The following is a 12394-nucleotide window of genomic DNA, read 5'->3' as shown; positions in this document are numbered from 1 at the left end:
GATCTCTGCCGGGCGGTGCAGGTGCGCTGTGTGCCGATGGAAGGTTTTGTCACCTATGGCGGCCTGGCCGGGCGTGATATGGAGGCGCTGGCCATCGGTTTGAAAGAGGGGCTGGACCCGGCTTATCTGAGCTATCGCATCAGCCAGGTGGAATATCTGGGCGAACGGCTGCGCGCAGGTGGCGTGCCCATCCAGTATCCGACTGGCGGCCATGCGGTATTTGTCGATGCCAAGCGCCTGTTGCCGCATATTCCTGCCGCACAGTTTCCGGCACATGTACTGGCTTGCGAGTTGTATCTGGAAGGTGGGGTGCGCGGAGTGGAAATCGGTTCGCTGCTGCTGGGGCGCAATCCGCAAACCGGCGAGCAGGAGGCATCGCCGCTGGAGCTGTTGCGGCTGACCATTCCGCGTCGGGTCTATACCAACGACCACATGGACTATATCGCCGACTGCCTGATTGAAGTCCGGCAGCGCGCGGCCAGCATGCGTGGCCTGACCTTTGAATATGAACCGCCCATCCTGCGTCATTTCATGGCCAGGCTGAAGCCTCTGGCCTGATCGCTGTTGCCATAAAAAATGGCTGCCAAGTGGCAGCCATTTTTTTGTTCCCCTGGCGCGCCTACTTGATCAGCTCGACCTGCAGCTCGGGTGCGGCCGGGGAAAAGGCATTGATATGCCCCCGGGTTTGCAAGCGCAGCTCTCCATCCACAAAGACTTGCGCCTGTACGCTGTAGTTGCCGCCGGTCTGAATGGCATGCTGGTCGTAGCACAGGGAAAAGTCCAGCGGGAAAGCCTTGGGCTTTTCCAGCGTCTGCTCTGCCAGCAGGCGGGCCGGTGCATCGGCCTGGGTGCTGTCATCGACCAGCCTTACCCGTACCAGCGTGGTGGCCAGTGGCAGCGACATGGGTTCTTTCAGCAGGACTTTGCCATTCAGATACTGCGGCTGGTAGCTTTTGCTGGCACAGCCAGCCAAGAGCAGCAGCAGGCCGGCTGCCAGCACACCACGCCGCGTGCTGCAGCCCATCATTCCGCCGCCTCCAGCTTGGGCTTGCCCAGCATCACCACCGGGCCTTGCTCCGGCTTCCATTCGGCCTGCACCCGCCACTGATTACCCTTGTCTTCCAGCTGGGCATACCAGTGGTTGGCCTTGACCAGTTCCTTGCCAAAGCTGCCGCTGTACTGATTGGCGGCGATCTTGTGCAGGTCGGCGGCCACGTCGTAGTCATCCTGGGCCGGGTGAATCAACTTCAGGGTCAGCACGTCCGGCAGCACCTGTTTGCTGGTGGTGTTGACGGTGATGCTGCGGCCATCGCTGCTGAACATGACCTGGGCGGTAATGCCCATGGCCGCAGCAGCTGTATCGCGGCGCAATTCCATATTGATGGCCTTGCCCTTGTTGTAGTAATCGTCGGTGACCAGGCCATCATCGGTCTTGATGGCGGTGGTGATGTAGAACGAACCGACGATGACGGCAGCCAGCGGAAAGCTGATCAAAAACCACACCCAGGGCTCTTTATACCAGGGGCGCGAAACAGGACTGCTCAGTTGCATGACTTACTCTCCGATGAAGCTGGATTTTTCTTCCACATGCAGAACCGGACTGCTGACGGTTTCTACCTTGAAGTGGATCTCGTGGCTGCCCTTGGTGGCAACCTGGGGATCGGCCTGCACGCGTACGCCGAAGCTTTCGGTTTCAGTTGCCTTCACCCTCAGGTGCTTGCTGTCGCTTTCCAGCTTCAGGTCGGGCATGCCGTCTACCGAGATTTTAAACTCCTGATCACGTTCTGTGGTGTTGATGATCTTGATAATGTAGGCATTTTCCAGCAGGCCGGCATCGGTCTCCTTCACCAGCGAGGCGCGGTCACGCAGGATGTCCACCTTGAAGGGCTTGCGCATGGCCAGCGAGCCCAGTGCGGCACCCAGCACGATCAGCAGCACCACCGTGTACATGATCACGCGCGGGCGGCGCAGGTGTTTGACGATGTCCTTTTCCGGGTATTTGCCTTCCAGTGCGTTTTCCGTGGTGTAGCGGATCAGGCCACGCGGATAGCCCACCTTGTCCATCACCTCGTCGCAGGCGTCGATACAGGCGGCACAGCCGATGCACTCGTATTGCAGGCCATTGCGGATGTCGATGCCAACCGGGCAGACCTGGACGCAGATGCCGCAGTTGACACAGGAGCCAAGGCCCTGCTGTTTGAAGTCGACGCCTTTCTTGCGGGCACCACGCGGCTCGCCGCGGGCTTCGTCATAGGAAATGATCAGGGTATCGGCATCGAACATCACGCTCTGGAAGCGGGCATAGGGACACATGTATTTGCATACTTGCTCGCGCATGAAGCCGGCCAGCAGATAGGTGAAGCCGGCGTAGAAGAAGATCCAGAAGCTTTCCCACGGGCCATAGTCGAAGGTGGGCATGGCCTTGACCAGGTCGCGGATGGGGGTGAAGTAACCCACCAGCGAGAAGCCGGTCCACAGGCAGAACAGAATCATCAGGCCGTGCTTGGTCAGTTTCAGCCGCGCTTTACGCAAGCTCATCGGCTCCTTGTCCAGCTTGATGCGCTTGTTGCGGTCGCCTTCCACCAGCTGTTCAATCCACAGCATGATTTCGGTGTAGACGGTTTGCGGACAGGAGTAGCCGCACCACAGGCGGCCGGCAATGGTGGTCCACACAAACAGGCCAAAGGCGCAGCTCATCAGCAGGGCGGCGAGGTAGACGAAGTCCTGCGGCCAGATGGTAAGGCCGAAGATGAAAAACTTGCGGTTCACCATGTCGAAGAATACGGCCTGGCGACCATTCCAGTTCAGCCACGGCAGACCAAGGAAGGCGAGCTGGGTGCCGAGTACGAAAAGAATGCGCCAGTTGTTGAAAATCCCCTTGACGCTACGCGGGTAGATCTTTTTTTGTGCCTCGTACAAGGACACGGTTTCCTGAGCGGCCTTGGGGGAGGGGGGTGTGTGTTCTACTTTGACCGGTATATCTTTAAGCGAATCAGACATGGTGTTTCCCTGAAGAGGATTTCGCAAAGTTCACTCTCAACATGGACTTTGCGCAAGCCTCTTGCCAGCCTTTTCATTATATCAAAATATATACTAAATGTCATAAAGCATACTGCCCGCTTGCGCGGGCAGTATGTCGGCTAAGGCTTACTGCGCCTTGGCGTTATTGGACAGACCCCATACATAGGCGGCCAGCAGGTGAACCTTGGCATCGCCCAGGAAGTCCTTCCAGGCAGGCATCTGGTTGTTGCGACCATTGGTGATGGTCTCGATGATGGTCTTTTCAGTACCACCGTACAGCCAGTTTCCGCTCGGGTGAGTCAGGTTCGGTGCACCCAGTTGCTGGTTGCCCTTGCCATCTGGACCGTGGCAGGCCGCGCAGATGGTGGCAAAGGTTTCCTTGCCGCGTGCGGCGCGTTCGGCATCAAACTTCTTCTTCTGTACCGACAGCGACAGCACGTAGTTGGCGACATCCTTGACCTTCTCTTCACCCAGTACCGAACCCCAGGCCGGCATCTGGCCATGACGACCATTCAGGATGGTGGTTTCGATGGTCTTGGGATCACCACCATACAGCCAGTCGTGGTTGACCAGGTTGGGGAAGCCCTTGGCACCGCGTGCATCAGAGCCGTGGCACTGTACGCAGTAGGTCTGGAACAGGCGTTTGCCCATTTCCTGTGCCTTGGGATCGGCCGCAACGGTTTTCAGGTCTTCTTTCAGGTACTTGTCATACAGCGGCTGATACTTGGCTTCGGCCTGTGCGCGTTCTTCCTTGTACTGACCTACGGAAGTCCAGCCACGAATGCCTTGCCATTTGCCCAGGCCCGGGTAGAGCACCAGGTAGCAGGCACCGAAGATCAGCGTGATGTAGAACATCAGCATCCACCAGCGCGGCAGCGGATGGTTGTATTCCTCCAGATCGCCATCCCACACGTGGCCCATGGTCTTGACCTGCTCACCCTTGTTGACCGTAGTCTTGGATTGGGTGAACAACAGCAGGGACAGACCAACAAAACCTGCAACCACGATGGCCGTGATCCAGATGCCCCAGAAATCGCTTACGAAATCACTCATTGTTTTGCTCCGTTAGAAGCCGACTCATGGTTATCGGCCTCCTGCACCTTGTCGTCGTCGAGAAAGGGCACATTGGCCGCTTCATCGTACCGGTTCTTTGAGCGCCTGCTGTAGGCAATGAACAACACCAGAATGAAGAAGGTGAAGCACATTACGGTAAAGGCAGAGCGCCCAATCGTTACCCAGTCCATGACTTAGCGAACGTTCTTCAGTGCAAGACCCAAGCCCTGCAGGTATGCAATCAGGGCATCCATTTCCGACTTGCCTTCGACCTGAGCCTTGGCTTCGGCGATATCCTTGTCGGTATACGGAACGCCTACGCTGCGCAGCGCTTCCATTTTCTTCGGCATGATTTCGGCGTCAGCCAGGTTCTTGGACAGCCACGGGAACGCCGGCATGTTGGATTCCGGTACCACGTCACGCGGATTGGTCAGGTGAACACGGTGCCATTCGTCGGAATAGCGACCGCCCACACGGGCCAGGTCCGGACCGGTACGCTTGGAGCCCCACTGGAAGGGGTGGTCGTACACCGACTCGCCCGCAACGGAGTAGTGGCCATAGCGCTCGGTTTCGGCGCGGAAGGGACGGATCATCTGGGAGTGGCAGTTGTAGCAGCCTTCACGGATGTAGATGTCACGACCGGCCAGCTGCAGTGCGGTATAGGGCTTGACGCCTGCAACCGGCTGGGTCGTGGACTTCTGGAATGCCAGCGGCAGGATTTCCACCAGGCCGGCAAAGCTGATCACGATCAGCGTGAACACGATGAGATAACCTACGTGTTCTTCAATCAGTTTCTGGATCTTTTCCATGTTCTTCTACCTTTATCCGCTTAAGCGTGAGCCGATGCGTTAACAGCCGGGATCTTGGCGTCAACAGCGCGGCCACCAGCTACGGTGCGGAAGGTGTTGTAGGCCATCAGCAGCATACCGCTCAGGTACAGCGTACCACCCAGGAAACGTACGAAGTGGTAGGGGTACGTTGCTTTTACGGCTTCAACAAAGGCGTAAGTCAGGGTGCCGTCGGCATTCAGGGCACGCCACATCAGGCCCTGGGTCACGCCGGAGATCCACAGTGCGGCGATGTACAGCACCACGCCCACGGTAGCCAGCCAGAAGTGAGCCTCGATCAGCTTGGTGCTGTGCATGGATTCACGACCGAACAGACGCGGCAGCAGGTAGTACATGGAACCGATGGTGATGAAGCCTACCCAGCCCAGGGCGCCGGAGTGCACGTGACCGATGGTCCAGTCAGTGTAGTGCGACAGGGCGTTGACGGTCTTGATGGACATCATCGGGCCTTCGAAGGTGGACATACCGTAGAAGGACAGGGAAACCACCAGGAACTTCAGTACCGGATCGGTACGCAGTTTGTGCCATGCACCGGACAGGGTCATGATGCCGTTGATCATGCCACCCCAGCTCGGAGCCAGCAGCACCAGGGAGAACACCATGCCCAGCGACTGGGTCCAGTCAGGCAGGGCAGTGTAGTGCAGGTGGTGAGGACCGGCCCACATATAGGTGAAGATCAGTGCCCAGAAGTGCACAACCGACAGGCGGTAGGAGTAAACCGGACGGCCAGCCTGCTTCGGCACGAAGTAGTACATCATGCCCAGGAAGGCAGCGGTCAGGAAGAAGCCTACGGCGTTATGGCCATACCACCATTGCACCATGGCATCCACGGCACCGGCATACACGGAGTAGGACTTGGTCAGGGAAACCGGCACGAAGGCGCTGTTGACGATGTGCAGCAGGGCTACCGCCAGGATGAACGCACCATAGAACCAGTTGGCTACATAGATGTGCTTGACCTTGCGGATGGCGATGGTGCCGAAGAACACGATGGCATACACCACCCAGGTCACGGCGATCATCAGCTTGATCGGCCATTCCAGTTCGGCGTATTCCTTGCCGAAGGTGTAACCCAGCGGCAGGGTGATGGCAGCCAGGACGATGATCAGCTGCCATGCCCAGAAGGTAAAGGCGGCCAGCTTGTCCGAGATGAGTCGTACGTTACAGGTGCGCTGCACGACGTAGTAGGAAGTGGCAAACAGGCCGCAACCGCCAAAGGCGAAAATCACGGCGTTGGTGTGCAGCGGGCGCAGACGACCAAAGTGGAACCAGGGCCCAAAATTGAGCTCCGGCCACACCAATTGGGCCGCAATGATGACGCCCACCAGCATGCCTACAATGCCCCAGACTACGGTCATGATGGCAAACTGGCGCACCACCTTATAGTTATAAGTGGATTGCGTTTCCATTTAGGGTTTTCTCCAAGGTTGCTAACTTAGAACGTGACAAACCATGGCGACTTGATTTCCTGCCTACTGCCCCAAGCTGTAGTTGGCGGGAAAGCCGCAGGGGAATCTGATCAATTACAGATTAGTAAAGCGTTTGACCCGTGCTGACAATTTGCTGCCAAAAAAACTTGGCAGATCATGTCAGACACACGCTTTTTCCCCATTTATTCAGCGAGGCATTCTAAAGCAAATACCCATGACGGGCCAGTTGATTAGTATGCTCGCGGGATTTTTACGTCCACCATTTTCTTGATTTCAAGCGAGCTGGCAGCAGGTGCTGAACCTGATGCCGCTTACTGGGGATTATATTGTCATGCCTGTGCAAGCCCTTGACTTAGGTCAAATCGCCATCTGCCACGACGACGGTATGACCCCGGTGCTAGAATCTGCTGTTTTCGCCCCCTCCTCAGGCAGATCATGACCTCACCTGTTCACTATTCCATCCGTCCGTGCTCACCGCAAAGCCATTGCTTCGAGATTACGCTCAAAGTTGCCAAGCCTGCCAAGAAGGGGCAGGTGTTCACTTTGCCGGCGTGGATTCCGGGCAGTTATCTGATTCGTGAGTTTTCCCGGCATATCGTCAGCATTCAAGCGAGCAGTGCTGGCAAAGAGGTTGGGCTGTGCAAGCTGGACAAACACACTTGGCAGGCCGAGCCGGTGGCTGGCAGCCTGACGCTGGTGTATCAGGTCTATGCCTATGATCTGTCCGTGCGCGGTGCCTACCTGGATGAGGAGCGTGGCTTCTTCAATGCCAGCAGTGTTTTCCTGGCCGTGGAGGGGTATGAGTCGGTGGCCTGCACGGTGGAAATCCGTGCGCCCAAGGGCAAGGCATTTGCCGACTGGAAAGTGGCCAGCAGCCTGCCGGCAGTGGAGACCGACCGCAATGGTTTCGGCCTGTACCGTGCTGGCGATTACGATGAGCTGCTGGATCACCCGGTGGAGCTGGGGGCCTTCCATTCGGTCAGCTTCAAGGCTTGCGGCGTGCCGCACCAGTTTGTGGTGTCCGGCCGTTTCCGTGGCGACCTCAAGCGTCTGGCGCGTGACACCAAGAAGATCTGTGAATATCAGATCAAGCTGTTTGGTACGCCCGCGCCTTTTGAGCGTTATGTCTTCATGCTGTATGTCGGCAAGGATATTTATGGCGGACTGGAACATCGTGCCTCGACTGCGCTGGTCGCCAACCGTGACGATCTGCCGCAAACAGCAGACCAGGCCATCTCCGATGGCTATCTCAAGCTGCTGGGGCTGATCAGCCACGAATACTTCCACAGCTGGAATGTAAAACGGATAAAACCCGCCGCCTTCAGCCCCTACGACCTTAGCCGCGAGGGCTATACTCGCCTGCTGTGGGCATTCGAAGGCATTACCTCTTATTACGATGATCTCACCCTGCTGCGCTGCGGCCTGATCGACAGCAAGCGCTACCTTGGCCTGCTGGCGCAGACCATCAGCGGGGTGGAGCGAGGTGCCGGCCGCCTCAAGCAGACGCTGGAGGAATCCAGCTTTGATGCCTGGACCAAGTACTACCGGCAAGATGAAAACAGCCCCAACAGCATAGTCAGCTACTACACCAAGGGGTCGCTGGCGGCGCTGGCGCTGGACCTGACCATCCGTCAGCAGACCGACGGCCGTCAGTCGCTGGATGACGTGATGCGTGCGCTGTGGCATAAGTGGCAGACCGATGGCCGCGGGCTGGCAGAGGACGAGTGGGAGCAGATTGCCCAGCAGGTCACCGGGCTGGACTTGCAAGCCTTCTTCGACAGCGCCTTGCGCTCCACTGCCGATCTGCCCCTGGCCGATTTGCTGGCAACGCAAGGGCTGGACATGTGCTGGGACTACGCGGATCATGCCGGCGATGCTGGTGGCATCGGCCCGGTGGCGGCTGATCGCCAACCGCGGGCCAGCCTTGGTGTAAAGACCGCGGTTGATCCGCTGGGCCTGCGGCTGGTCAACGTGCTGGATGGTGGCGCTGCTCAGCAGGCAGGGCTGGCTGGCGGCGATATCCTGATTGCACTGGATGGCCTGAAAGTGACGGAGCTGGACAAGATGCTGGCACGCTATGGCGTGGGGGAAACCATTACCCTGCATCTGTTCCGCCGTGATGAGCTGCTGGTGCGCGTGGCCAGCTTGCAAGCGTCCCCACGGACCTGCTGCCGATTGCAGCAGCGGGCTGAGGACGCCGGCTGGCTGCGAGGCTGATGCATCAGTGACCCGATAGTGCACCCATCACCGGATCGGGGTGGCGATCCCGCCCGGTTCATGAGCAAGACCGGATCAAGCCGGCAACGACTACTAATTAGAGAGAAGAACATGGCGCAGCAGCCTCAAGTCAACTATCTGAAAGACTATACCGTTCCCCCTTATCTGGTGGACCGGGTGGATTTGAAGTTTGATATCGAGGACGCGCAGACGCGTGTGCACTCGCGTCTGGTGATCAAGCGCAATGACAAGTCCACGGCGGCCAGTGCCCTGTGGCTGGACGGGTCGGCCCGGCTGCTCAGCCTGACGCTGGATGGCGAGCGGCTGGACCCCTCTGCGTATCAGCTGGCGGCCGACGGGGTGCTGATTCCGGCGGTACCCGACAGCTTTATCCTGGAAGTGGAAACCGAGCTTGAACCGGCGAGCAATACCAGCCTGATGGGCTTGTATGCTTCCAATGGCAATCTGTTTACCCAGTGCGAGCCGGAAGGCTTTCGCAAGATCACCTTCTATATGGACCGGCCCGATGTGATGGCCAAGTTCACCACTACCATCGTGGCTGACAAGCAGAAGTTTCCGGTGCTGCTGTCCAATGGCAACAAGGTGGGCGAGGGCGTGCTGGACAAGAAGCGCCACTGGGTGAAATGGGTCGATCCCTACCGCAAGCCGTCCTACCTGTTTGCCCTGGTTGCCGGCAAGCTGGTGGCTGCGCGTGACAAATTCATCACCCAGCGCGGACGCGCTGTGGCACTGGAGATCTGGACCGAGCCGGCCGACCAGGACAAGGTCGCCTTTGCCATGGGGGCGGTCAAGCGCGCCATGAAGTGGGACGAGCAGCGCTTTGGCCTGGAGTACGATCTGGACATCTACATGATCGTGGCGGTCAGCGATTTCAATATGGGGGCCATGGAAAACAAGGGCCTCAACATCTTCAATACCTCGGCCGTGCTGGCGCGCAAGGATACCCGCACCGATGCGGAATTCCAGCGCGTGGAAGCCATCATCGCCCACGAATATTTCCATAACTGGACTGGCAACCGTGTGACCTGCCGCGACTGGTTCCAGCTGTCCTTGAAAGAGGGCCTGACCGTATTTCGCGATCAGGAATTCAGCTCGGATCTGGGTAGCCGTGCGGTCAAGCGCATCGACGATGTCAAAAGCCTGCGCGCCTTGCAGTTCCCGGAAGATGCCGGTCCCACGGCGCATCCGATTCGTCCCGAATCCTATATCGAGATGAACAACTTCTACACCATGACGGTGTACGAAAAAGGGGCGGAAGTGGTCCGCATGTACCATACCCTGCTGGGGGAGGCCGGTTTCCGCAAGGGCATGGACCTGTATTTCAAACGGCATGACGGGCAGGCCGTCACCTGCGACGATTTCCGTGCCGCCATGGCCGATGCCAATGGCGTCGATCTTGGCCAGTTTGCCCTGTGGTATAGCCAGGCCGGCACCCCGCTATTGCAAGTCAGCAGCCACTACGATGCGGCAGCGCGCCGCTATGCACTGACCGTTACCCAGTCCTGCCGGGCCATCACCGGCCAACCCGCACCACAGCCGCTGCACATCCCCCTGGCACTGGGGCTGGTGGGTAGTGATGGCAAGGATCTGCCGCTGCAGCTGGAAGGCGAGGAACAGGCACAGCTTGGTACGCGAGTGCTGGATGTCAAACAGGCTAGCCAGACATTTGTCTTCATCGATGTGCCGGAGGAGCCGGTGCCGTCATTGCTGCGCGGCTTCTCCGCGCCGGTCCGGCTGGAATACGACTGGCGTGATGAGCAGCTGGCCTTCCTCATGGCCAATGACAGCGACAGCTTCTGCCGCTGGGAGGCCGGGCAGAAGCTGGCAGAGCGCTTGTTCCGCCAGCTGATCGAAGCTGCTGTGCAGGGCCGGGCGCTGACCCTGCCGGAGACCTTTGTCGCGGCCTTCCGGGCGGTATTGAAGGACCCGCTGGCCGATCCGGCCTTCAAGGCCATGATGCTGGGCTTGCCGTCGGAAGCGGAAATGCTGGAAATGGTGGAACAGGCCGATCCGGCCATCATTCACCAGGTACGTGATTTCGTGCTCGATCACCTGGCCGAGGCGCTACGTGGCGAGTGGCACGAGGCTTATCACCTGAACCAGACCCGTGAATACAAGCCGGAAGACGCTGGCCGGCGCGATCTGAAAAACCGTGCCTTGCAGATGCTGACCCGGCTGAACGTGGCCTGGCCGGCCGAAGCCGCCCGCAAGCAGGCGCTGGAAGCGGACAATATGTCGGATCAGATGGGCGCCATGCTGGCGCTGCGCGATCACGATGGCGAAGAGCGCGACGAGTGCTATACCGACTTCGCCGCCCGCTGGCAGCACGATGCCCTGGTCATGGACAAGTTCTTCATGCTGGTGGCCTCCAGCCAGCTGGAAGGCACGCTGGATCATGTCCGCGCCGCCATGGAGCATCCGGCATTCAATTTGAAGAACCCCAACAAGGCGCGCGCGCTGATTGGCAGCTTTGGCAATAATATGGCGCACTTCCATGCCGCCGATGGTAGCGGTTACCGCTTCCTGGCCGAGCAGGTGCTGGCGCTGGATGCCATCAATCCCCAAGTGGCCAGCCGTATCGTGCGCGCCTTCAATCGCTGGAAGAAGCTGGAGCCGGGCCGTCAGGCACTGATGCGGGCCGAGCTGGAGCGTCTGTTGGCGGCCTCCCTGTCCAACGATGTCTACGAGATCGTCTACAAAAACCTCAATGCCTGAGCCGACTGGCACGGCTGCAAACAACGGGTCGCCATGGCGGCCCGTTTTTCATGGGCGAGTGCAGGGAAGATTGACCTGCAGCCGGACTTGCCTTAATCATACGGTCGTTTGCTTGGTGGATTGGCAAGGCGGGAACAATGGCGGAAAAACAGCAGCAGGACATGTATGTGGAGGTCGCGCAGCAGCGGCTGTACCTGCGGCGCATCTGGCGCGTGGCAGACGGACCACCGGTATTGCTGGTGCATGGTGTCATGGCCGATGGCCGGATTTTCTACAGCGACAGCGGCAAGGGGCTGGCCCATTTTCTGGCCGATGCCGGCTACGATGTGTTTGTGGCCGATTTGCGTGGTCGCGGTCGCAGTACACCCAAAATCGACGCCAGCTCACGCCATGGTCAAACCGAAATCATTTGTCAGGACCTGCCGGCGCTGCATGCGGCCATCTACCAGCTCAAGGGCGGTCAGCGCCTGCACTGGATGGCGCATTCCTGGGGAGGCGTACACATGAGCAGTTGCTTGTTACGTTACCCGCAGCTGGCCGCACAAGTGGCCAGCCTGGTGTACTTCGGCAGCAAACGCAGCATCGCCGTGCGCAATCTGCGCAAATGGCTGGAGGTCGACCTGATCTGGAATATCGTCGCGCGCTGGCTGATCCGTTGCTATGGCTACCTGCCGGCCAGACGCATTGGCCTGGGGGCGGACGATGAAACCGAGAAAAGCCATCGCCAGAGCAAGCGCTGGGCCAAGCTGCGCCCCTGGGTGGATAGTGATGACGGCTTCGATTACGGCGCGGCCGCCCGCCATGTCTCCTTGCCACCCGCCCTGTATTTTGCGGCCCGCAACGATCCCTGCCGTGGCCATGTCGACGATGTGCGCCGCTTTCGCGACGAGTCCGGCCCGCATTTGTCGCGCTTGCGCTTGCTTGGACGGGCTGCCGGCCACTGGCATGACTACGACCATGTATCCTTGCTGACCCACCCCGATGCACCGGCCGACCATTTCCCACTGGTACTCGACTGGCTGCGGGGCCGGCATGACAAGGTTATCGAAAACCACTGACAAAAATCATGCCGCCAGCCAAGCGGCTGTG

General features: G+C 59.0%; 11 protein-coding genes. 4 read left to right on the top strand and 7 right to left on the bottom strand.

Annotated elements, in window-relative coordinates:
• On the top strand, positions 1–558 hold a 558-nt coding region (locus tag JHD64_RS16325; protein ID WP_233170544.1), incomplete at its 5' end, for a beta-eliminating lyase-related protein.
• Positions 559–619: 61 nt separating this feature from the next.
• Here JHD64_RS16325 and JHD64_RS16320 read toward each other — a convergent pair.
• The 7 genes from JHD64_RS16320 to ccoN form a co-directional block, all read right to left on the bottom strand.
• Positions 620–1027, bottom strand: coding sequence for a YbaY family lipoprotein (locus JHD64_RS16320; protein WP_233170543.1), 408 nt, complete (start codon positions 1025–1027; stop codon positions 620–622).
• Positions 1024–1551, bottom strand: a complete 528-nt coding sequence (locus JHD64_RS16315) for a FixH family protein (protein ID WP_059285220.1) — start codon at positions 1549–1551, stop codon at positions 1024–1026. The genes JHD64_RS16320 and JHD64_RS16315 overlap by 4 nt, the downstream gene beginning before the upstream one ends.
• Before the next feature lie 3 nt (positions 1552–1554).
• On the bottom strand, positions 1555–3000 hold the full coding sequence (gene ccoG / locus JHD64_RS16310; protein WP_059285219.1) for a cytochrome c oxidase accessory protein CcoG: 1446 nt from the start codon (positions 2998–3000) through the stop codon (positions 1555–1557).
• A gap of 147 nt (positions 3001–3147) precedes the next feature.
• Positions 3148–4074 carry a cytochrome-c oxidase, cbb3-type subunit III gene (ccoP, locus tag JHD64_RS16305; RefSeq protein WP_059285218.1) on the bottom strand — a complete coding sequence of 309 codons (927 nt, stop codon included), beginning with the start codon at positions 4072–4074 and terminating at the stop codon, positions 3148–3150.
• Positions 4071–4265 carry a CcoQ/FixQ family Cbb3-type cytochrome c oxidase assembly chaperone gene (locus JHD64_RS16300; protein WP_045845631.1) on the bottom strand — a complete coding sequence of 65 codons (195 nt, stop codon included), beginning with the start codon at positions 4263–4265 and terminating at the stop codon, positions 4071–4073. The genes ccoP and JHD64_RS16300 overlap by 4 nt, the downstream gene beginning before the upstream one ends.
• Positions 4266–4268: 3 nt before the next feature.
• Positions 4269–4883, bottom strand: coding sequence for a cytochrome-c oxidase, cbb3-type subunit II (ccoO, locus tag JHD64_RS16295; RefSeq protein ID WP_059285217.1), 615 nt, complete (start codon positions 4881–4883; stop codon positions 4269–4271).
• 20 nt (positions 4884–4903) lie between these two features.
• On the bottom strand, positions 4904–6331 hold the full coding sequence (gene ccoN, locus JHD64_RS16290; RefSeq protein WP_059285216.1) for a cytochrome-c oxidase, cbb3-type subunit I: 1428 nt from the start codon (positions 6329–6331) through the stop codon (positions 4904–4906).
• A 456-nt stretch (positions 6332–6787) separates the two neighbouring features.
• Here ccoN and JHD64_RS16285 point away from each other — a divergent pair, with 456 nt between their 5' ends.
• The 3 genes from JHD64_RS16285 (at position 6788) to JHD64_RS16275 (ending at position 12363) form a co-directional block, all read left to right on the top strand.
• Positions 6788–8569, top strand: coding sequence for a M61 family metallopeptidase (locus tag JHD64_RS16285; RefSeq protein WP_199054211.1), 1782 nt, complete (start codon positions 6788–6790; stop codon positions 8567–8569).
• A 111-nt stretch (positions 8570–8680) separates the two neighbouring features.
• Positions 8681–11305, top strand: a complete 2625-nt coding sequence (gene pepN, locus JHD64_RS16280; RefSeq protein ID WP_199054210.1) for an aminopeptidase N — start codon at positions 8681–8683, stop codon at positions 11303–11305.
• Between the two features lie 137 nt (positions 11306–11442).
• Positions 11443–12363: an alpha/beta fold hydrolase gene (locus tag JHD64_RS16275; RefSeq protein WP_199054209.1), complete on the top strand. Its 921-nt coding sequence runs from the start codon at positions 11443–11445 to the stop codon at positions 12361–12363.
• The last annotated feature ends 31 nt before the right edge of the window (positions 12364–12394 follow it).

The sequence above is a fragment of the Aquitalea sp. ASV15 genome, from assembly GCF_016429115.1.
In the GTDB taxonomy this organism is placed as follows: domain Bacteria; phylum Pseudomonadota; class Gammaproteobacteria; order Burkholderiales; family Chromobacteriaceae; genus Aquitalea; species Aquitalea magnusonii.
This window is presented reverse-complemented; position numbering and strand designations above follow the sequence as displayed.